Source organism: Paenibacillus oralis, assembly GCF_003863965.1.
GTDB lineage: Bacteria > Bacillota > Bacilli > Paenibacillales > Paenibacillaceae > Fontibacillus > Fontibacillus oralis.
Window position 1 is genome coordinate 1977964 of sequence record NZ_RRCN01000001.1, and the last position, 21325, is coordinate 1999288.

Below are 21325 nucleotides of genomic sequence, written 5' to 3' on the forward strand. Positions count from 1 at the left end.
CTATTACCCCCTAAAAGTTACCATATAAGCGCTCCGAGCAGGGCCTCGATTAGCTTGGTCACGCTCATATTGGAGCGCGAAAGGAGAGGTTCGGGCACCGTCGTTTTCAAATAATTGTTGATATGTTTGTTTTCGACCACCAGCGAATAGTCCGGATCAATTTGCACCCAAGCGAGCGGCTCCTTGTATGTCAGCTTAAGCAGGGCCCGGCTGTCCTCGCCTTTCCATTGCTTTCGCACCGTATGCCCGTCTTGGAAGGCGAACAGCAGCGGAACCTTCGGATAGGCCGCCCCTTTGCGGGAGATGACGACGGTGGATTCGTAAACGGTGGCGCCATCCTGACGGAGCGGATTCACCGTGATTTGGTCGACGGAGAAATCGGCCATTTTGCCGTCGTATACATATTGCGAAAAATAGTTTTTCCAGCTGCGTCCGGTGACTTGTTCGACAACCCGCTGGAAGTCGGCCGTTGCTGGATGTTTAAAGCGGTATTTGTGGGCATAGACCGTTAAAATGCGCTTCATCGTTTTGCTTCCCACCTGGCGTTCAATATCGAGCAAAATAAGCTTGCCGCGGTAATAGGCATTTTTGGTATAGCCGTCGCTGGAGCCGTACTTCCAGGCGTTTTGGGTCAGCGGAGCCGGCGCGGAAATCAGCGCGGCCTGAATCGGGAGCGTCGGGCTGATGCCGAACTCCTGCTCCATCAATTTGTCCTCCGCATAGGAAGCGAAGCCTTCATCCAGCCAAGCCTCTTCAAATTCGTTGCTCGCAATCATGCCGTAAAAAAATTGATGCGCGATTTCGTGAATGACCGTCCGCTCCAACTCGTCGTAGCCGGGAGAATCGCTGCTGGCGCCAAATGCGGTCACGAGCGTCGGGTATTCCATTCCGCCTGCTCCGTTCCCGTCTGCGGGGGGCACCACGATGGACAGGGTTGAATAAGGGTAACGCCCGTACCATCTGCTGAAATTGGACAAAGCCGATTTGGCCGCATAAAAATAGCGCTCTTTCAAATCCTGATGGACCGGATCCAGGTAAAGCTTGATCCGCACGCCGGGCACCTCGGAGGAGGAAAACGGCTCTTCCGCATAAATGAAATCGGGGGAGGCCGCCCAGGCGAAATCGTGAACATCGTCGGCATAAAACTGCACCGTTTTCCGTCCATCCCGGATGTCCGCCTTTTTCGTCTGAAATCCGGTGGCAGCTACGGTATAGGTTTCGGGCACATTAATTCTCACACTGTAAATGCCAAAATCGGCATAAAATTCGGAATTTCCATGGTATTGATGCAGATTCCAGCCTTCCGCCGTGCGTCCCCGGGTGCCCGCAGGCTCATACACGCTGATTTTCGGGAACCACTGCCCGGCCATCACGAAATTTCCCGCCGTCCCCATCCGTGCAAAAACCTTCGGCAGCTTGACGGTAAACTTCATCTTCAGCGTAAGGCTTTCCCCGCCTTGAACTGCCACCGGCAGACGCACTTTAGCCAAAGTTTTGTCTTTCGTGTTACCGTCATCCGGCTGGACATACTGCAACCGGTGGAGCAGGGAAATGCCGTCCGTCGTCCGCAGCTCGGTGATTTCCATCGAGCCCCAGCCGTCCTTGGGCATGGCATCCCCGCGCAGCTTGCCGCCCGATTCCTTCATAAACGTAGTGTCCGGGGAGGAGAAAGCGTTGGGGTACAAGTGCAAATAAATTTCGTTGACCGTTTTTTTGCCGGGATGGGTCCATGTCAGCGTCTGCGTGCCGGTGAGCGTCCCATCCTGTTCATTGAGCGCAACGTCGATGTGGTATTCGGCAACTCGGTTGCTGAGCACCTCCGCCTTCGGCTGCTGGATGCTTTCGGCCTGCGGTGCGGCCGGGGTTTGTCCGGTATTTTGGAAGGCCTTGGGCTTGCCCTTTTCCGGGGCGAACGAAGCTGCATCCTCCGGGCCTGCATGGAGGGCAAATCCAGCCGTTCCGAGAATTAAACACAAAGCAAGGATGGAAATGCCGTAGATCTTAGTACGTCGGGTCATACAATGGATACCTCCCGTTGACAAGCATCTACAGCATGTATATGTTTGCTTTTGGCAGATTATTAGCTAAAATTGAATTAATCAATAAGGCCTCAAAAAGGCTGATATTACGGAGTACCGTCTATAGATTCGTGAATAATGGAGGACATTATGGATCAATCACCAAAAACGGGCAAAAAAATTTTCGCCTTGAATATCATCAGCAACGACGAGAAAAGCAAGCATAAAGGATTTGGCGCAGGCTCCATCGATTTGAACAGCATGTCGCCGGTCATTATCGACGGCGATGAAGCTTACATCGATGTTGGGGCGATGCACGCCAAGAGCAAGGTGGAAAAAGGCATCAAATTTTCGATGAACCGGGAGGATGTTCCGAACGGACGGCAGGTGTGGATCGTTTGGGTCGCGGTCGACCGCGGACCGGAGGGGCAATTTTACGGCGGGATGACCGCCTGCGAGATGTGGATTGATACGGAGGCGCGGCGCGGCTGGAAAATCCTCGCGGACCACGTCAATAAAATGGACTATGCCCTGAAGCGGCGGGTCATCCTGGATGGATTGGCGGCGGCGCAAAAGGCGGCGCTTAAAAACCTGCTGGTCGAAACCAACGCCGAGTGGTGGGAGCGCACGCCGGAAGAGCTGAAGAGCGCTTTGGAAGCTTAAAAGTCCGTAAGATGCAGATAATAAAACAGCGCTCCCTTGCCGTCCGGTTGCGGCGAGGGTTCGCTGTTTTTTTCGACATTATAGAATTTTCGGGCAAGGTATAGGGCGAGGTGCAGTAGAGAGGGGAGGAGAAGAGGGACGTGGGGGCTAAGGGACACCAGAGCCGTTATTTTCGAAAAAACGGAGGTTTGCAAAATGTAACGGACACAGAAGCCCTTATTTACCTCAAATCGGCCTGGATGAACGGGTTTAGAGCGAAATAGGGTCGCCTGTGTCCGTTAGGCTGGGAAATACCCGGGAAATGGGCGGATAAGGTCGCTGGTGTCCGTTAGAGCAGCGTCCAAAGTTTAGGAAGAGCCTCCAATCGCTCCAAAGTAGAAGTCAGAGCCACTAAAGGACGCCGTCAGGCGTTTTCTTAAAATAAGTTTCAGAGCCAATAGAATTGGAAACCAAGCTTAGTCTCTAAATAGGGGTAAATTACTCTAACGGTTGCTACAACCGCTATTTGTCCCAAAAACGTTGATTTCAAATTGTAACGGTTGCTACGGCGCTTATTTCACTTAAACCCAGCCAATTTTGCTTAGATTCAGACAAATAACGGCTTCCGCAACCATTAGAATTTAGAATAGGTCTTTTTTTGTAAAATAGCCGCTGCTACAACCGTTAGATCTCCGGTGGAAACAATTTCGAAAATATTTTATTAATCGGTTTTTTCGAAAGCACTGGTAAGATCAAGCGATTTGCTGCCACCTGGGCTTGAATTGAAGCCTTCCCAATCGAAATGGAGGATGGAGCCTGTCCGGCCGGTGTAGGTCAGCCCGTCATCGGCGTTGAAATCGTTCATTTTAATCCATTGGATGTCGTCCTCTTGAAGCAGCTTTAAATAAGGGGCGGTCCGTTCCCCGGTTTTGCGGTCGATCAGCAGCAGCGTTCCTGACGAATAAGACCGGATCAGCAGAAAATCGTCCTCCAGCGCCTCCAGACTGTAAACATCCTCGGGGCCGCCAAGCTGTGCCAGATTGATGGTTTCGGTTAGATGTCCATACTTCGTGTACAATTTGGCAATCTGTCCATCGTTCAACACGATTTTACCGTCATACGTCAGAACATTTTCATGCAGATTTCCAAAGGGAGGACCGCCGAAATGCATGGCGGACTGCTGGGCGATCTTCCCGTCATACAGCAGAATGCGGTACCAGCTGTTGTTGATATGCGGCTCGCCGTAGGAGTTGCTGATGTCCAGGACGTAGGTGGAATCGTCGATTTTTTGCGCCTTTCCGCCGAGCCAATCCGGGTCTCTGACGGTCACCTTGCCCGCCCGCTCGGGAAGCTGTCCGCTTGATCCGGCATAGATGACGCCATGCTGCTTGTTCATCCAGAACAGCATGCTGCCTGAGCGCATCGTGAAGTATTGAGAGCTATAAGGAAAGCTGATTTCACCCGGCTCCTTGGTATTGGCCGCTTTGATCGGGATGCCGAACAGCTTGGAAAACAAAGAGGCCGGGACGTAAGTATCGCCGTTTTTGACCAAAACCGGAGCTCCCAAAGCGATCGTTTTCCCGCTTTTCCCGGTTGCTGAAGATTTCCCGGATTTAAGCTTGGCCAATTGCTGCACGCCCGTGACTTCAGTCGTCTTGGTGACGTTGTCATACCCAACCTGCAGGTCCAATAGGGGAGCGACTTCCTTCAAAGGAAGGTAAAGCTGGCCCGATTGCTTAAACGTGGCGTGCTCCAAGCCATAAATTATGGGCTCTTTCGCCGTTGCCGCGGCGGCTGTGGCCGAAAACGGCTGCAGGCCGGGCAGGGCTCCCGCCGCAACCGTCAAGGATAACATGAGGGCCGCCGCCGCTTTAGCGAACGAAGTTGTGTGTTTCATCGGTTGATCCTCCTACTGAATAAGTAAATACGTAGAATTAAACGGATGAAACACGAAAAAGTTGTGGAATAAAATGGAATTCTAATTTGTCCAAGCAACGGCCTGCTTATCAACAACCGAAACGTACCGGCTGTCGCGGAGATAAAACCGCCATGGCTTTTCGGCATATTCCGCGGCATAGGCGATATTGACCCGCGGCGCCTGCATAATGGCCCCGCTGGGCACGCCCTCCCCGGCCTCCAGCCACAGCGCGGACCCCGGCTCGCGGAGCGGCAGGCCGTTCAGCGACTTGTCGATGTCCAGGGCACGGCACAGCCTGCCCGGCCCTCCGGACAAGTCGACCGGGCGGCGTGCCTTCGTGCCGCGGCGCTGGCGCATCAGCGCTTCATCGGCCGGGGACAGCGGCTCCACGGCGCGGACCAGCACGGCCTGCGGATCGTCCGGCGCGCCAGTGACCAAATTCAGGCAGTTGTACATGCCGTAAATCAAATAAATATAAGCGACGCCACCCTCGCTGAACATAATCTCGGTGCGTGCGGTGCGGCGCCCGCCGAAGGCGTGGCTGCCTTTATCCTCCACGCCCCCGTAGCTTTCGGTTTCCACGATGCGGCAGCGGATGTCGCCGTCCTCCGTCCGGCGGACCAGCGTGTGCCCCAGAAGCAGGGGCCCGGCTTCCAGAGCGGTAAGCCGGTAAAATTCCGGGGGCAGCGGGCGGCCGGGAACGATTTTTTTCGTGATTTGATTCATCTATTGGGGAGTCTCCTTTAGGGTAGAAATTGCAACTCCCTTTTATGGTATAGAACCGGGCGCGTTTCGTCCACATGCATGAGCGCCGATCATCCGCTTCAGTCCATCCACCAGCGCTTCAAATCGTTCCACCAGGAATGGGTTTCCTGCTTCTCCGTCTGGGCCGGTTCCGGGAGCGGCTCCGGTTTTCCTTCCCCGTGCGCTTCGCAATATTCCGTCGGCTCGGTTCCCTGAATGAACACTTCCAGCTTCTTGCCGGGGCAGTCCGTTGTCGCCAATTTGCCGGTCTCCGGGTCGATATAGACGCTGACGACGCCATCGGGAATCGGAAAAATTTTCGGCGGTACTTTCGCCAGCGCTTTTTCCGTATATTTGGCAAAAATCGGCGCGGCCTTGCGCGATTCCGCCGTACCGAGCGTTTTGCCCTTGTCGTACCCGACCCAGACGGCGGTGGACAGCTCCGGCGTAAAGCCGACGAGCCAGGCGTCCGTGCTGGTCGTACCGGTTTTGCCGGCCACCGGCCGCTTAATTTCGCTCGATACCCGGTTCCCGGTGCCTCCGGTTTCAAATACGCTTTCCATCAGGTTGGTCAGCACGTAAGCCGCCGCCTGATCAACAATCTGCTCGGGCTTGGCCGTTTTGGCCTCATATAGTACGCGCCCGCTGGAATCGGTGATTTTCAATACCGCCACCGGTTTGACGCTCCGGCCCTGATTGCCGATCACCGCAAACGCGGTAGCCATTTCGAACGGGCTGATCGGGGAAGTGCCCAGCGCCAGCGACGGCACCGGCTGCAGCGGGCTGGTGATCCCCATCTTCCGGCCCAGCTCGATCACCTGCTCGGCGCCGACGGTCAAAATCGTGTTGACGGCGTAAATGTTGTCCGAATGGGCGATCGCCTGACGCATGTCGATTTCGCCCAAATATTTGTCTCCGAAATTTTTCGGACTGTAGGTTTTGCGGTTGTCATCATAATGAAACAGCGTCGGTTGGCTGCTGAACTTGCTGGCGCTCGTCATTTTGCCGGAGGCCAGTGCGGACAAATACATGATCGGCTTGAAGCTGGAGCCCGGCTGGCGGGTCGTGGCAAAAACATGGTTGTATTGGCTCTGTTTGTAATTGGCCCCGCCGACGAGCGCTTTGACGTATCCGTTGCGCGGATCGATGGAAATCAGGGCGGCCTCCAGCTCCGGCGTTTTGTCCAGCTCCGAGGCCACGGCTGCCTCAGCCGCCTGCTGGGCGTCCGGATCGAGCGTCGTGTAAATGCTCAACCCGCCATGCTCCAGCAGCGTTTCATCGAATCCAAGCTCGTCCACCACGACGCTGCGGATGTAATCGCGGAAGTAAGGGGCTTTGTCTACGGGATTTTGCTGCTTTGGCGATTGAAAGGCCAGCATCTCGTTGTAGGCGCGGTCCGCCTCCTGCGGGGAAATGCCACCGGTGGCGACCATGGCCGAGAGCACGGTGCGCTGCCGGTCTTTGGCGTTTTTCATATGGTTGAAAGGCGAATAATATGTGGGTCCCTTGGGCACTCCGGCCAGCATGGCGCTTTCGGCCAGGCTCAGGTTTTTGGCGGGCTTGCCGAAGTACATTTGCGCGGCAGCCTCAATCCCGTAAGCGCCGTGGCCGTAGTAAATTTCGTTCAAATACATGCGGAGGATGTCATCCTTGTCGTATTTCATTTCCAACTGGGCCGTGTATAAAGCCTCCTTGATTTTCCGCGACCAGGTCCGCTCATGGGTGAGGAACAGATTGCGGGCGAGCTGCTGCGTCAGCGTGCTGGCTCCTTGAACATTGCCCATCTCCTTCAAATTTACGAGGGCCGCCCTGGCCATGCCTTTTAAGTCAAAACCGAAATGATCGTAAAAATGCCGGTCTTCGGTCGCGAGCGTCGCTTTGATCAGCCACGGGGAAATCTCCGGGAGATCCACGTTTTCGCGGTTTTTGCCGCCGTCCGAAAAAACGGCGATCGTGTTTCCTTTGCTGTCGATCAGCTGCGAGTTCCGGTCCGAATCCGCCAATGGCAGATCGGCCTGATACAGGTATAGCAGCAGGAAGCCGGCGGCGCATACGCCCAGCAGTCCGGCGCCGAGCGTCAGCTTGAGCAGCCGCCGCCAAGCCCGGCGCGGCTTGCGCTGATGATATCTGTCACTGCGAGCGAGTTTTTGCACGGAAGGGCTCTCTCCTTTCAAAGCTCTATACTAAATCGTTGCTTCTACGTTCCCGAACGTTTCTTTTTAGTATGGGAAAGTTTGGGAGAGATCATTCATGAGAGCGCTTTTCAAACCCCCTGTTAATTGTCAACCAGGCCGGTTTTACTTGAAGTCGCGTAAATCGGGATGTTTTTTTGTTTGAATAAAACCGTGTTATTTCCGGAGAGAATGATGCATAGAATTAAGTTTAAGTTCCGGTTTAACTTTAGTTGAATTTAAGGTTTAACTTTGGTAGAGTGGGGGTAAGAGGTGATGTTCATGTCGACGAAACAAGAGCGTGAAATGGTCGTCGAGAAAAGCGGGCAATTGCTTGAACGTGCGATCAAACGAGCCGATCCTGAATTTTACCGGGCATTTAGCAATATGCTTCACGATTACATAATTGTAACCAACCCTCGTAAACAGTTGGAATTAAAGAAAGATCTCCGGGGGTTGATTCGCCTTATGGCAGAAACCGTTGACCAAGCGATGCCCTTACGGACATATTCTACCGGAGAACTTGCTCGCATTTTCGGTGTATCGGTTCAAGCGGTCAACAAGTGGATCGATGAGGGCAGGTTCCTTGGATATAAACGAATGGGGAAGAATCGACACAATCGTATTCCGGAGACGCTATCATTTGTCATGAGAAACGGTGAGGTGCTTCCGCTTTCCGAAGTTGTCGTGATGTTCGAGCAGCAACTGCAGGAGCAAACCGCTTTGTCTGATCATGAACATCGTGACGCCGTACTCGAAGAGATCGCGCGGCTGATGAAAAAGCATGGCGGTACTTACGAAATGACGCTTGGCGCTAAGGCTGAACGTACTGTAGAGGAAGATCGTGATGCGTCGATATGGCTTGCCTTGCTTGATGAGTTGAGGGAATTTAATGAAGCGCCGAATTGATGGCCTTTTTGGGACGAATTTCGAATTCTTGAAACGATCTTTCCCAGATCTGATCGAGTCTGTTGAGGACGGATTTTTCGGAGAAGACCTGAGTAAAGGCCCCTTTGTCCGGAAGACGATCAAATTCGTTGACGGTACTTACATGACGGTATTCGAATTGATTGATACCAAGACCGGCAAAAAAAGAAAGTATCAGTATGATTGGGAGTATCAACGAGGCCATATGTGGAAGTGGCATAATGAACCACATGAGCAGAAGCAGCACCAGACGGCAACGGAACCCGATCATATGCATCATAAACCTGTTGGCATGGATGACGAGCGCAGATATCCGAACTATGGCCATCATGATCTGTTTACCATCATGGAAGCCATTCTTATGCACATGGAAATCGCAAAACAGGAACGAGCGGACAAGCCCCGGTAAATACCGGGGTTTTGCAATGATCGGGGCTGCATCGTGTGTTATTATCTTTTTGTTTGGTACAATACTAGGAAGTGAACTCTGGCGGAAAGAAGGTTGGTACGATGGAATTGTGGTTTACGGAAAAACAAACGCCGGTCTTTGGCATAACGGCAAAAATACGCGAAACGCTGGTTACGGAAAAAACGGAATTTCAAGATCTGGCGATGATCGATACCGAGGAATTCGGGCGGATGCTCGTGCTGGACGGCATGGTCATGACGACGATCAAAGACGAGTTTGTTTACCATGAAATGGTGGCCCATCCGGCGCTCTGCACGCATCCGAACCCGAAGCATGTGCTTGTGGTTGGCGGCGGCGACGGCGGAGTAATCCGCGAAGTGATCAAGCATCCGGAAGTGGAAAAAGCGGTGCTGGTGGAGATCGACGGCAAGGTCATCGAATATTCGAAAAAATATTTGCCGGAAATCGCCGGCGGGTTGGACAACCCCCGGGTTGAAGTTCAGGTGGCCGACGGCTACATGCATATTATAGAGAGCAAAAACAAATACGACGTCATCATGGTCGATTCTACCGAACCGGTAGGACCGGCGGCGCCATTGTTTGAGCGCGGGTTCTATCAGGGCATTTACGAAGCGCTGAAGGATGACGGCATTTTTGTTGCCCAGACGGACAACCCATGGTTTAAAGCGGATTTGATCCAAAAAGTAAACAAGGACGTCAAGGAGATTTTCCCGATCGTCCGCGTGTACGGAGCCAACATTCCCACTTACCCGAGCGGATTGTGGACGTTCACGATGGGCAGTAAAGTGCATGACCCTCTGGAAGTGGACGAGTCGAACATCCCCGAACTGGACACCAAATATTACACGCCGCGGATTCACAAAGCCGCGTTTGTGCTGCCCAAATTCGTGGAAGACCTCGTGAAGTAGGTTGGATGAAAAGCATCCGTCTTGCCCTGCATTGGGCGGCGGGTGTTTTTTTGCCTGCGTAGGACTTTTCGAATAGGCCGCCAGGTGGGAAAACATGCCATTGGGACCATGAGTATTATAACTTGAGTATGATAGTATGAATTGTGTCACTAATTGTTGAATTAAGGCGGGATGGCAATCAAATGAACAGAACTCCACGAAACGTAATGGCATACGCGATGATGATTTTGGTGGTTCTCGTTGCCGGATGGTTATTTTACGGACTGCCTGTGAATAAATCGCACCCCTCCAATAACGGGCAGAAGGAGGAGCAAACGTCGGAAATGCCGGCGGACTCGGCGGATTCCGCGATGACGCAACCGGCGGGAACGGAACCGGAGGCGGACGCATTAGCGGCTAAGGACGGGCAAACGCCGGGGAATGCCGAATCCCCTTATTTGCTGGACCATCTTCCTTTTAAGGAAGAGGATGTGACCGGGATTACGGCCAAGTCGGACAGCGGCAGCGTGCAGGTTCCCGCAGAGCGGCAAGCGGTGCTGCTGCAATCGCTGCGGTTCACCGATATGCAGGGCGCGGTGGTGAAGGAGAACCCGGGAGCCGAACGGAAACCGGTAATTTTGCAATTTACGTTAAACGATTCGAGTTATGAGTTGACCTATGACCTGGCGCTGAATGCTTTTCAATATGACGGACACGCCTATTACGCCGATGATCAGGTGCTGCTGCTGATGCAGGGGCTTTTTCGGGAAAATAAGGACCTGGCTACGCTCGATGCGCTGCTGGAGCAAGCGCGGGTGGAGCAGGAACAGGCGGGCGCCGCCGAGCCGGAGGCTTTGGAGGCCTCCCGGGCCGAAGTGGAAGGGTTGGACTTCAACGGCTGGGAGCAGCGGCTTGCGGGAGAGCAAGCGGAGAACGTCCTGTGGGAAAAGCCGTTTTACGATGACAGCACGGGGCGGGTGAAACAGGCCAGACTATTTAAGGATGGTGTGCTGGCGCTGAACCGGATCATCGTTTTTACGACGGCGGACCATCAAACCGCAGACGGGGTCAAAGTCGGCATCGGAGCCGGCAACGTGATGGACAAACTGGGGCCGAAAGCGCTTAGACTGGTAAGCCGCTGGAGTTATAAAGTCGGGGATTACTACCGGTTCCATGTGTATTTTCAAGACCAAAAAGTGAAATACATTGTGTTAAGCCAGCCTTTGTAGGATGGGATGAGCCGCTGATGAAGCGGCTTTTTTAATCTTATAGAACAAGGTAGAGGGCGATGCGATGCGCATGTAGAGAGGGGAGGAGAAGCGGGACGTGGGGGCTAAGGGACACCAGAGCCGTTATTTTCGAAAAAACGGAGGTTTGCAAAATGTAACGGACACAGAAGCCCTTATTTACCACAAATCGGCCTGGATGAACGGGTTTAGAGCGAAATAGGGTCGCCTGTGTCCGTTAGCCTGGGAAATACCCGGGAAATGGGCGGATAAGGCCGCTGGTGTCCGTTAGAGTAGCGTCCATCCAAAGTTTAGGAAGAGCCTCCAATCGCTCCAAAGTAGAAGTCAGAGCCATTAAAGGACGCCGCCAGGCGTTTTTCTTATTGCAAGAACGGCTAGCGCTGAACGCGAACATACCGCGCATATTGAATTGCCGGGACGAACTGGATATAGTAGTACAGTAAGAAACGATGTAATATATAGAGTACGGAATGAGGGTTTGATGCGTATGCCGGAAATGAGCCCGGTCAAGCTCGTGTTGACGAGCCGGCAGGGACAAGACGAGACGGTGCAGTCCCTGCAAGGAAGTGCCATGATTCGGGACGGGGCGGTCTACATCCGTTATAATGAGCCGGAGGCGGGGCTGACCGGCGGGATGACGCGGACGATGGTTAAAATTACCGGGGAAGAGCTGAAGATCATGCGGCACGGGGATGTGGAGGCGGAGCAAACGTTCCGCACCGGACAGCGGTTGCCGGGTTTTTACCGTTCTCCTTTTACCCGCTTTAACTTGTCTACCGATACCGTAAAAATGGATTCCCGTTTGGATGGCGTGGCAGGCCTGGTCACCTGGGAATACGATTTGTACGTTTATGAAGAGTTGTCGGGACATTTTGTAATCAGTTTACATATACAGGAGGAAGCTTGATATGCCACACAATCCGTTGGAACAAATGAACCAGGCGCTGAAGGAAGCGATTCTGGAAGCGATCGCCGCCGCCGGGCTGGCGCAGCCTGAGGAAATCCCGGCCATCGTGCTGGAAGTGCCGAAGGATAAAGCCCACGGCGACTTTGCCACCAATGCGGCCATGCAACTGACGCGGATCGCGAAGAAAAACCCGCGTCAAATCGCCGAAGAAATTTTGGCCAAGCTGGATTATTCGAAAGCCGGCATCGAAAAGGCGGAAATCGCCGGTCCCGGCTTCATCAATTTCACGCTGGGCAAAGGGTATCTGTATCCGATACTGCTGGAGGTTCACCGCGCGGGGGAAAACTACGGCCGCACCCAGCAAGGCAATGGGCAAAAGGCCCAGGTCGAATTCGTCAGCGCCAACCCGACGGGCAGCCTGCATTTGGGCCATGCGCGCGGCGCGGCGGTGGGCGATGCTCTTTGCAATTTGCTGGATTTCGCCGGATACGACGTAACGCGGGAATATTACATCAACGACGCCGGCAACCAGATCGCCAACCTGAGCAAATCGATCGAGGCCAGATATTTACAGCAGCTCGGGCAGGACGCGGAAATGCCGGAGGACGGGTATCACGGCGAAGACATTAAAGGTTTCGCCAGGGAGCTTGTGGCGGAACAAGGCGACAAGCTGCTGTCGATGGAGCCGGAGGAGCGTGCGGCTTTTCTGCGCAAATACGGGCTCGAGAAGGAGCTGGCGAAAATCAAACGGGACCTTGAACGTTTCCGGGTCCGTTTTGACGTATGGTTCAGCGAAACTTCTCTTTACGAGGACGGGCAGGTGGAAGCTTCGCTCGCCGAACTGCGCGAGAAAGGCCAAACCTACGAGCAGGAAGGGGCAACCTGGCTCAGAACGACGGATTATGGCGATGACAAGGACCGCGTGCTGGTGAAAAACGACGGCACCTACACCTATTTGACCCCGGATATCGCTTATCACCGGAACAAATATGAGCGCGGGTTCGACCGCATCATCAATATTTGGGGCGCTGACCACCACGGCTATATTCCACGCGTCAAGGCGGCGATGCAGGCGATCGGCAAGGATCCGGAGAAGCTGACTGTGCTGATCGCTCAGATGGTCAGCCTGTTTCAGGACGGCGAGAAGGTAAAAATGTCGAAGCGGACCGGCAAAGCAGTTACGATGGTAGACCTGATGGACGAGGTGGGCGTCGACCCGATTCGCTATTTCTTTACGATGCGCAGCATGGACTCGCATCTCGATTTCGATATGGATTTGGCGATTTCGACATCGAACGAAAATCCGGTGTACTACGTGCAGTACGCGCATGCGCGGATCTGCAGCATTTTCCGCCAGGCTGAAGAGCAGGGCATCGCCGTCCCGGCGCCGGAAAAGGCCGATCTGACCAAGCTGGCGGCGGAGCATGAATTTGACCTGCTGCGGAAAATCGGCGAGCTGCCGGAGGAAATCGGCGTGGCGGCGGCCAACTATGCGCCGCACCGGCTGGTGCGCTATGCGTATGACCTGGCTTCGCTGTTCCACAGCTACTACCGCGCGGAGCGCGTCATCACCGACGACGCGGAGCAAACTGCGGCGCGGCTCGTGCTGCTCGGCGGCGTGCGGACGGCGCTCGCCAACGTGCTTGGCTTGATCGGCGTGTCCGCGCCGGAAAAGATGTAGCCATCGCCGGCCGGGGCCCTAAGGCCCGGACGGAACCAACAAGCCGCCTCTTCCGCGGGTACGGGGGAGGCGGCTTGTTGGCGCGCCGGGCTAGCTCCGCCGCCGGGGCTTGGCGCGCAGCAGGCGCACGGCGCTGACCTCGCCGGCGCCCTTAACCTTGGCGCTGCTGGCGGAAGGGAGCGGGCGTGCGGTGCGGCGCAGGCGGCGCTTGATCTCGCCCGGCTTCAGGTCGGGCTTCAGCGCCAGCAGCAGGGCCACGGCTCCGCTGACGTGGGAGGTGGCCATGGAGGTGCCGCTCATTTCGCGATATCCTCCGCCTAGCCACGAGGACGTTATTTTTTCGCCGGGGGCGTAAATGTCGATATATGGGCCGTGATTGCTGAAGGAGGCGATGCGGCCGTCCCGCCCGGTAGCCCCGACCGAAATGGTCTGAGGATACCGCGCGGGATAATCGGCGCTCCGGCCTTTTTTGTCGTTTCCGGAGGAGGCCACGACAACGATCCCTGCGGTATGGGCTTTGCGGATGATGTTCTTCAAGGCTTCGCTGTTGGTTTTCATACCGAAACTCATATTCACAATATGCATCCGGTTGCGGACGCACCAGTCAATCCCCAAAATAATATCGGAAACGTACGCGGATCCGTTATGATCAAACGCTTTAACAGGAAAGATCAGCGAGCGGGGGGCCACGCCCATCATGCCTAACGATCCGCCCGAAGCGGCGATGGTGCCGGCAATATGGGTGCCGTGGCCGTTGTCATCGTAAGGAAGGCCAATCCGATTCAGCAAATTGATTCCCCTTGCCAAAGAGTGGCGCAGGTCCGGGTGGGCGAAGTCGGCCCCCGTGTCGATCACGCCGATGCGTACCCGGTATCCGGTCGAGACGGACCACGTCTCCGGCGCGCCGATGCGCTTTACTCCCCAGGGAATTCCGGAATTTTGCCCCTTGCCGGAAGGAGCGGGACTATGAACGCTGACTCTGGAATCTTCCTCGACCCAGAGGCCGAATTGGGAGCGGGCTGTTTCCCCTCGCAAGCCAAGGGGACAGATCAGGGCCTGCAGCAGCGGCGAGGTTCGTATCTGCCGCAGCGCTGGATGTTTTCGCTTATGCTGAAACAACTGACGTACGCATTCGGCGTATTCGGCCGGATGCGGAAAGCGGATGATGTAGCGTCCGCTTTTTCCGGAGGTGTCGACATGTTCGTTCAAATAACGCAGAAATCCGGAATAGTCCATATTTAAGTAGCCCCTCCTGACGAAGCGTGTTGCAGTATAGTATGACAATCCTCTCTTCATGGAGTGGGGAAGAGGCCCTGTTTTGCCGGAAATGGGCCCGGCGGAAGTTAGGCTGAACATGGCGTGTCAAAGCGGGAATCTGGACATAGGATGAAGGGAAGGCCGTTTAGCGGCTTTCGCCAACCTTGGGAGGGCCGCCAAGCCTTCTTTAGGGGAGGGTACAGTCAAGGGGCGGAGAACCGAAGGTTCTTCGCCTCCTTCCTTTTCGGCCAAGGTGCTCGGGGGACGGGGAACATGGCGGCTTCGCTTTAGGTACTGTTTTTTAAACTTGCAATTTAGTGGCAAATAGGTTTTACTAATGTGTGATATGGATATGTTAGTGAAGGAAAACGATCCGTAAGGGACGATTTCGCCTTTGCTTTATAGTGAACTATTTGCGTGAGAGGAAGTGTCCGTAACGTGAGTACCCCGCTCAATTTGAACATCGACCCGGAGAAGGTTCAGGAAATCCCGATGGTCGACTTGGCCTTTATGATTCTGAAAGCGGCGAACACGCCGTATTACTACCGCGACCTGATGAACGAGGTTGCTAAGCTCCGCAGAATGTCGGAGGAACAAATCAACGAAGCGATTGCTCAACTCTATACGGAAATTAATATCGATGGACGGTTTGCCTGCGTAGGCACCAATCTGTGGGGCCTCAAGCGCTGGTACCCGGTCGACCGCTCGGAGGATCCGGTGGCCAGCTCCAAACGTCCGCGCATCATTAACGATGACGACGACGATTTGGAAGACGAGGATTTCGTGGAGGAAGAAGACGGATACATCTCCGACGAGGACGAAGATTACGATGCCTTGGACGAGGATGGGGAAGATGAGTTGTTCCCTGACGACGATGAAGACGAGGTGGATGAAGTCGAAGACGACACCCTGCTCGACGAAGAGGAGATAGAGGACGAGGACGCCCTCGCCGATGAAGAAGACGAATTGGACAGCGAAGACGATTACGACGACAACAACGATGACGACTGATTATGGGTTGTTGCCCTTTTTACGTGAGGGAACGCTGCCTTAAATTGTTCAAGGTATGCCTGCAGCACCTGACTTGACACAGGCAGGGGTAACGGGTAAACTATTGCATGGGCTTATGATTCAAACCTATAAAATAACGAATTTTTCAAAAAAGTGCCCCGACTTACTCGGGTGTCACTTTTTTGTTTTTTTTATGCCCATTTGGCTATGATTCACCGTTTAATGGGTTACGCTAATGATCGCTGACGATCCAAGTTCCCCCGAATTTCTGGAGTAAGGTTTTTTGAACATGTACTATCTTAGGAGGTTTTTAGCTGTGGCAAAATATATTTTCGTGACAGGCGGGGTCGTATCCTCACTAGGGAAAGGAATTACGGCTGCGTCGCTGGGCAGGCTGCTGAAAAACAGAGGCTTGAAGGTAACGATCCAGAAATTCGATCCTTATATCAATGTCGATCCGGGGACGATGAGCCCCTATCAGCATGGCGAAGTGTTCGTCACCGACGACGGGGCCGAGACAGACCTTGATCTTGGCCATTACGAACGGTTCATCGACATTAATTTATCGAAGAACAGCAATGTAACGACGGGTAAAGTTTACTCTTCGGTCATCGGCAAGGAGCGCCGCGGGGAGTATCTTGGCGGTACGGTGCAGGTGATTCCGCATATTACGAACGAAATCAAAGAGCGCGTGTTCCGCGCCGGACGTGAAGCCGGTTCCGACGTCGTCATTACGGAGATCGGCGGCACCGTCGGCGATATCGAAAGCTTGCCGTTCCTCGAGGCGATCCGCCAAATCAAAGGCGATATCGGCCGCGAGAACGTCATGTATATCCACGTAACGCTGATCCCGTACATTAAAGCGGCCGGAGAAGTAAAGACGAAGCCGACCCAGCACAGCGTCAAGGAGCTGCGGAGCATCGGCATTCAGCCGAACGTGATCGTCTGCCGGACGGAGCATGCCCTGTCGGACGATATCAAGGGAAAGATCGCCCAATTTTGCGACGTCGACCCCAGCGCGGTGGTGGAGTGCCGGGACGCGGATACGCTGTACGAAGTGCCGCTGAACCTGCGCGACGAAGGGTTGGACGAAATCGTCGTCAACCATCTCAAGCTGACGACGCCGATGCCGGATATGCGCGAGTGGGAAAGCCTTGTCGAGCGGATCAACAAACTGGAGAAGACGGTGGAAATCGCCATCGTTGGCAAATACGTCGCACTGCACGATGCTTATTTGAGCGTGGTCGAATCGCTGTCCCATGCCGGATTTGACGCAAATAGCGACGTGAAAATCCGCTGGGTGAACGCGGAAGAGGTGACGAACGACAACGTGGCCGAGCTGCTGCAAGGCGTCGGCGGCATTCTGGTGCCGGGCGGCTTTGGCGACCGGGGGATCGAAGGCAAAATTACGACGATCCGTTACGCCCGGGAAAACAAGATTCCGTTCTTCGGCATCTGCCTTGGCATGCAGGTGGCGGTCATCGAATACGCCCGTGCCCTGGCCGGCCTGCAAGGCGCCAACAGCTCGGAAATCAATCCTTCCACCGAATATCCGGTCATCGATTTGCTGCCGGAGCAGAAGGATATTGAGGATCTGGGCGGAACGATGCGGCTTGGCTTGTATCCTTGCAAGCTTACGCCGGGGTCCCTGGCGATGCAGTGCTATGACGATGAACTGGTGTACGAAAGACACCGTCACCGGTATGAGTTCAACAATGCGTACCGCGAAACGCTGGAACGCGTGGGACTGCGTATTTCCGGCACTTCCCCGGACGGACGCCTGGTCGAAATTATCGAGCTGCCGGAGCATCCTTGGTTTTTGGCGGTACAATTCCATCCGGAGTTTACGTCCCGTCCGAACCGGCCGCAGCCGCTGTTCCGCGAGTTTGTCAAAGCGGCGATCACCCATTTGTCCTAAGCCCTTTGGGCTGTATTCCGCGCCAAGCCCGTAAGCCGGCGGGCGCGGAAAGGCCAGGTTGTCCCGCTCTTCTCACCAAACCGGGGCATCCGCCTGAAATCCGGCCTGTGAAATTTTAAGTCTCTTTTTTCCAGTAGAGAAGGGATTTCCAAATTAAGGGCGAATACTTAGTATTACCAGGATTACAGGGTTGATTCGGTGGGAGGTTTTTCCGTGGAAGAGAAGAAAGTGTTAATTGTCGACGATCAGAACGGTATCCGCATTTTATTGATGGAAGTCTTCAGCAGCGAAGGGTATAAAACGTTTCAGGCGGCCAACGGCAAAATGGCTTTGGAAATCGTCCGCAGCGATTCACCGGATTTGGTGCTTCTCGACATGAAAATCCCGGGAATGGACGGACTTGAAATCCTCAAGCACATCAAGGAGGTCAATCCGGACATCAAAGTCATTATGATGACGGCTTACGGTGAGCTGGACATGATTAAAGAAGCGACCGAACTTGGGGCCCTGATGCATTTTACGAAGCCTTTTGACATTGATGAAATGCGAGTGGCGGTGAACATGCTGCTGAAAGGCGGCGCCGTCATTTAGTTGGAAGTGAACCTCCTTGAGGAGTTCGAAGCGTGCTATCGCTTTGGAGTCCTTATAGGGAGGTTCTTTTTTTAATGCTGGAGGGAGCATCTGCCTGGCGTAAGTCGAGATAACGCTTGTTGAGGGACCGTTGACCCGGGACATGGCAGGTGGCGGTTCGGCTGACCAAATGCAAAAGTGCAGGCGGTTCTTGTCGAAGCACCTCAAAATGAGCGGTCCAAGTGCAAAAGTACATTTCATTTTCGCCGTTTTGATCCAAATTGCCTGCAAGCTCCATTTTCAAATGCACTTTTGCACCTCATCGCTCTAACCAGCCCGAATTCGGCTCATTTCAACTGCACTTTTGCATTTCGAGAGAGTTGGTAGATCCCCGGTTCGCCTAGCCGGCCATCCGGTTCCCCTCCCTGCGCCAAATTAGGAGTGCAGAGTGCCCCGGCCGCTTCTCGCCGCAGGTAAATGCTTGCTTCCGCCGCCCTAGAAAGCTCCAATAGTAATTTTGACAAGTTGTGGTATAATAAAAAAGTGTGTGAATGTCGGCTAAAATAAGATAAAATCCCACATCCTTAGGAGGATTGAAACCAATGCCATTAGTATCGATGACAGACATGTTGAACAAAGCGCTTCAAGGCAAATACGCAGTGGGTCAATACAACATCAACAACCTGGAATGGACCCAAGCGATTCTCGCTGCCGCCGAAGAAGAGAAGTCCCCGGTGATCCTTGGCGTATCCGAGGGTGCAGCCCGCCATATGGGCGGCTTCTACACCATTGTTAAAATGGTGGAAGGCTTGCTGCATGACATGAAAATTACCGTACCTGTAGCCATCCATCTTGACCATGGTTCCAGTTTTGATAAATGTAAGGAAGCGATCGACGCCGGATTTACTTCCGTCATGATCGACGGCTCCCATCATCCGATCGACGAAAACATCGCCATGACGAAGAAAGTCGTTGAATACGCTCATGCCAAAGGCGTTTCCGTGGAAGCGGAAGTTGGTACCGTTGGCGGTCAGGAAGACGACGTTTCCGGCGGCATTCAATATGCCGACCTGAACGAATGCATCCGCATCGTAAACGAAACCGCAATCGACACGCTGGCTCCGGCACTTGGCTCCGTGCATGGTCCTTACCATGGCGAACCGAACCTCGGCTTCAAAGAAATGGAAGAAATCCGCGACGCGGTGAAGCTGCCGCTTGTATTGCACGGCGGGACTGGCATTCCTACCCATGACATCCAAAAAGCGATTTCGCTCGGCACTTCCAAAATCAACGTAAATACGGAAAATCAAATCGAGTTCACCAAGGCGGTTCGCGAAGTGCTTGCCGCAAAACCGGACGTATACGATCCGCGTAAGTACATCGTTCCAGGCCGCGACGCCATCAAGGCAACGGTTATCGGAAAAATCCGTGAGTTTGGTTCCAACAACAAAGCCTAAGGGCTTTTGGTAGGCTTGCATACCTTCCTGTACGGGGAGCTTTGTCCGGTGTCATCGGACCGCCCTAGGGAACTGGCTGGTCCAGCTGAATAAGGTGACTTGGAAAGTACACCGCTTAGACGGTGTCTTTCCATTTTCACCGCAAATAACGTGGCTTAGGTTCGTTTGCCGACGCAAATACGTAGGGGGATCCTTGAACTTATGGAGAAATTAATGATCCGTGGCGGACGTCCGCTGCGCGGCAGCGTCTCGATTAGCGGCGCTAAGAACAGTGCGATCGCGTTGATTCCGGCTGCGATTCTGGCGGAATCGGAGGTCGTGCTCGACAACCTGCCGGTTCTGAGCGATGTGGCCGTGTACGCGGAAATTTTGGGAGAACTCGGAGCCCGAGTTCAGTGGGAAGGCAACCAGATGCGCATCGACCCAGCCGACATCAGATCGATTCCGATGCCCAATGGACCCGTTAAGAAGTTGCGCGCTTCCTATTATATGATGGGAGCCTTGTTAGGACGGTTTAAGGAAGCGACGATCGGTTTGCCGGGCGGCTGCAATTTTGAGCCCCGTCCGATCGACCAACATATCAAAGGATTTGAAGCGCTTGGCGCGACCGTGACGAATGAGCACGGATCGATTCATTTGCATGCCAAGGAGCTGCGCGGAGCCAAAATTTATTTGGACGTCAGCAGCGTCGGGGCAACGATCAATATTATGCTGGCGGCTACGCGAGCCAAAGGCGCAACGATTATCGAAAACGCGGCCAAAGAGCCTGAAATTATAGATGTAGCCACCCTGCTGAATTCCATGGGGGCGATTATTAAAGGCGCCGGAACGGAAACGATCCGGATCGAAGGCGTCACGGAGCTTAAAGGCTGCCGTCATTCCATTATTCCCGACCGAATCCAGGCCGGTACCTATATGATCGCGGCGGCCGCCACGCGCGGCAACGTCCTGATCGACGGGGTGATCCCCAAGCATCTTGAGGCGTTGACCGCCAAACTGCTCGAAATGGGCGCTGAGGTCGAAGAGTTGGATGAGAGCATTCGCGTTATCGGCCAATCCTCTTACGGACATGTCGATGTCAAGGCATTAGTCTACCCCGGTTTTCCGACCGATATTCAATCCCCGATGACAAGTCTCTTAACTCAGGCGAACGGAGTAAGCGTGCTGAGCGACTTTGTCTATAGCAACCGGTTTAAGCACGTCCCGGAACTGGTGCGGATGGGAGCGAAAATCCGGGTGGAGGGCCGATCGGCGATTATCGAAGGCGCCAAGCTGAATGCGGCTAAAGTGAAAGCGGCCGATTTGCGCGCCGGTGCGGCGCTTGTAGTGGCCGGTTTAACCGTAGAAGAAGGGATTACCGAAGTATCGGGCGTTGAACTGATCGACCGCGGCTACGACCATCTCGTAACTAATTTGCGGGCTTTGGGCGCGGATGTTTGGCGAGAGGCGGAATAACTTTTTCGCCCCTTGCATAAGTTCCCAAAGAACGGGAATAATAGGGTCAGAAGTCTATTATTTTTATTTTACTTCATAGATTCCA

Annotated in this window: 17 protein-coding genes; 12 read left to right on the top strand and 5 right to left on the bottom strand. The window is 54.1% G+C overall.

Annotated features, from left to right (window positions below):
- Positions 1-17: 17 nt before the first annotated feature.
- On the bottom strand, positions 18-2018 hold the full coding sequence (locus tag EHV15_RS09360; protein ID WP_128630965.1) for a M1 family metallopeptidase: 2001 nt from the start codon (positions 2016-2018) through the stop codon (positions 18-20).
- 150 nt (positions 2019-2168) lie between these two features.
- On the opposite strand from EHV15_RS09360, the gene EHV15_RS09365 reads away from it, so the two are divergent.
- Positions 2169-2681 (top strand): YwhD family protein, encoded by a 513-nt coding sequence (locus EHV15_RS09365; protein ID WP_128630966.1) that lies wholly within the window; start codon positions 2169-2171, stop codon positions 2679-2681.
- Between the two features lie 700 nt (positions 2682-3381).
- Here EHV15_RS09365 and EHV15_RS09370 read toward each other — a convergent pair.
- The 3 genes from EHV15_RS09370 to EHV15_RS09380 form a co-directional block, all read right to left on the bottom strand.
- The gene (locus EHV15_RS09370) at positions 3382-4557 is read right to left on the bottom strand and encodes a copper amine oxidase N-terminal domain-containing protein (protein ID WP_128630967.1); all 1176 of its coding nucleotides are present in this window, start codon (positions 4555-4557) and stop codon (positions 3382-3384) included.
- A gap of 81 nt (positions 4558-4638) precedes the next feature.
- Positions 4639-5304, bottom strand: a complete 666-nt coding sequence (locus tag EHV15_RS09375; protein ID WP_128630968.1) for a DNA-3-methyladenine glycosylase — start codon at positions 5302-5304, stop codon at positions 4639-4641.
- A 98-nt stretch (positions 5305-5402) separates the two neighbouring features.
- Positions 5403-7475, bottom strand: coding sequence for a transglycosylase domain-containing protein (locus EHV15_RS09380; protein WP_128630969.1), 2073 nt, complete (start codon positions 7473-7475; stop codon positions 5403-5405).
- A 300-nt stretch (positions 7476-7775) separates the two neighbouring features.
- Between EHV15_RS09380 and EHV15_RS09385 the strand changes: the two genes are divergently transcribed.
- The 6 genes from EHV15_RS09385 to argS all read left to right on the top strand — a co-directional run bounded on the left by EHV15_RS09385 (position 7776) and on the right by argS (position 13572).
- Entirely contained in the window at positions 7776-8402 is a 627-nt protein-coding gene (locus EHV15_RS09385) for a helix-turn-helix domain-containing protein (RefSeq protein ID WP_128630970.1), read from the top strand.
- The gene (locus EHV15_RS09390) at positions 8386-8829 is read left to right on the top strand and encodes a toxin-antitoxin system TumE family protein (RefSeq protein ID WP_128630971.1); all 444 of its coding nucleotides are present in this window, start codon (positions 8386-8388) and stop codon (positions 8827-8829) included. The genes EHV15_RS09385 and EHV15_RS09390 overlap by 17 nt, the downstream gene beginning before the upstream one ends.
- A gap of 101 nt (positions 8830-8930) precedes the next feature.
- A complete protein-coding gene (gene speE / locus EHV15_RS09395; protein WP_128630972.1) occupies positions 8931-9758 on the top strand; it encodes a polyamine aminopropyltransferase in 828 nt (275 codons plus the stop codon).
- 182 nt (positions 9759-9940) lie between these two features.
- Entirely contained in the window at positions 9941-10966 is a 1026-nt protein-coding gene (locus tag EHV15_RS09400) for a hypothetical protein (RefSeq protein ID WP_128630973.1), read from the top strand.
- Between the two features lie 505 nt (positions 10967-11471).
- Positions 11472-11891, top strand: a complete 420-nt coding sequence (locus EHV15_RS09405) for a YwiB family protein (RefSeq protein ID WP_128630974.1) — start codon at positions 11472-11474, stop codon at positions 11889-11891.
- A 1-nt stretch (position 11892) separates the two neighbouring features.
- The gene (gene argS, locus EHV15_RS09410) at positions 11893-13572 is read left to right on the top strand and encodes an arginine--tRNA ligase (protein WP_128630975.1); all 1680 of its coding nucleotides are present in this window, start codon (positions 11893-11895) and stop codon (positions 13570-13572) included.
- Between the two features lie 90 nt (positions 13573-13662).
- Here the strand turns inward: argS and EHV15_RS09415 are convergent, their stop codons facing one another.
- Positions 13663-14808 carry a S8 family peptidase gene (locus EHV15_RS09415; protein WP_128630976.1) on the bottom strand — a complete coding sequence of 382 codons (1146 nt, stop codon included), beginning with the start codon at positions 14806-14808 and terminating at the stop codon, positions 13663-13665.
- Positions 14809-15267: 459 nt separating this feature from the next.
- On the opposite strand from EHV15_RS09415, the gene rpoE reads away from it, so the two are divergent.
- From rpoE to EHV15_RS09440, 5 genes are all read left to right on the top strand, one after another.
- The gene (gene rpoE, locus EHV15_RS09420; RefSeq protein WP_128630977.1) at positions 15268-15840 is read left to right on the top strand and encodes a DNA-directed RNA polymerase subunit delta; all 573 of its coding nucleotides are present in this window, start codon (positions 15268-15270) and stop codon (positions 15838-15840) included.
- 316 nt (positions 15841-16156) lie between these two features.
- On the top strand, positions 16157-17758 hold the full coding sequence (locus tag EHV15_RS09425) for a CTP synthase (protein WP_128630978.1): 1602 nt from the start codon (positions 16157-16159) through the stop codon (positions 17756-17758).
- Positions 17759-17971: 213 nt separating this feature from the next.
- Positions 17972-18349: a response regulator gene (locus EHV15_RS09430; protein ID WP_128630979.1), complete on the top strand. Its 378-nt coding sequence runs from the start codon at positions 17972-17974 to the stop codon at positions 18347-18349.
- A gap of 581 nt (positions 18350-18930) precedes the next feature.
- The gene (gene fba / locus EHV15_RS09435; protein ID WP_128630980.1) at positions 18931-19785 is read left to right on the top strand and encodes a class II fructose-1,6-bisphosphate aldolase; all 855 of its coding nucleotides are present in this window, start codon (positions 18931-18933) and stop codon (positions 19783-19785) included.
- A gap of 201 nt (positions 19786-19986) precedes the next feature.
- The gene (locus EHV15_RS09440) at positions 19987-21240 is read left to right on the top strand and encodes a UDP-N-acetylglucosamine 1-carboxyvinyltransferase (RefSeq protein WP_128630981.1); all 1254 of its coding nucleotides are present in this window, start codon (positions 19987-19989) and stop codon (positions 21238-21240) included.
- Positions 21241-21325: the final 85 nt, after the last annotated feature.

Bases quoted from the DNA above. Each gene is read 5' to 3' on its own strand.
- EHV15_RS09405 (WP_128630974.1), top strand. From the start codon at position 11,472: ATGCCGGAAATGAGCCCGGTCAAGCTCGTGTTGACGAGCCGGCAGGGA.
- EHV15_RS09415 (WP_128630976.1), bottom strand. From the start codon at position 14,808: ATGGACTATTCCGGATTTCTGCGTTATTTGAACGAACATGTCGACACC.
- argS (WP_128630975.1), top strand. From the start codon at position 11,893: ATGCCACACAATCCGTTGGAACAAATGAACCAGGCGCTGAAGGAAGCG.
- EHV15_RS09375 (WP_128630968.1), bottom strand. From the start codon at position 5,304: ATGAATCAAATCACGAAAAAAATCGTTCCCGGCCGCCCGCTGCCCCCG.
- fba (WP_128630980.1), top strand. From the start codon at position 18,931: ATGCCATTAGTATCGATGACAGACATGTTGAACAAAGCGCTTCAAGGC.
- EHV15_RS09385 (WP_128630970.1), top strand. From the start codon at position 7,776: ATGTCGACGAAACAAGAGCGTGAAATGGTCGTCGAGAAAAGCGGGCAA.
- speE (WP_128630972.1), top strand. From the start codon at position 8,931: ATGGAATTGTGGTTTACGGAAAAACAAACGCCGGTCTTTGGCATAACG.
- EHV15_RS09390 (WP_128630971.1), top strand. From the start codon at position 8,386: ATGAAGCGCCGAATTGATGGCCTTTTTGGGACGAATTTCGAATTCTTG.
- EHV15_RS09440 (WP_128630981.1), top strand. From the start codon at position 19,987: ATGGAGAAATTAATGATCCGTGGCGGACGTCCGCTGCGCGGCAGCGTC.
- EHV15_RS09360 (WP_128630965.1), bottom strand. From the start codon at position 2,018: ATGACCCGACGTACTAAGATCTACGGCATTTCCATCCTTGCTTTGTGT.
- EHV15_RS09400 (WP_128630973.1), top strand. From the start codon at position 9,941: ATGAACAGAACTCCACGAAACGTAATGGCATACGCGATGATGATTTTG.
- EHV15_RS09365 (WP_128630966.1), top strand. From the start codon at position 2,169: ATGGATCAATCACCAAAAACGGGCAAAAAAATTTTCGCCTTGAATATC.
- EHV15_RS09370 (WP_128630967.1), bottom strand. From the start codon at position 4,557: ATGAAACACACAACTTCGTTCGCTAAAGCGGCGGCGGCCCTCATGTTA.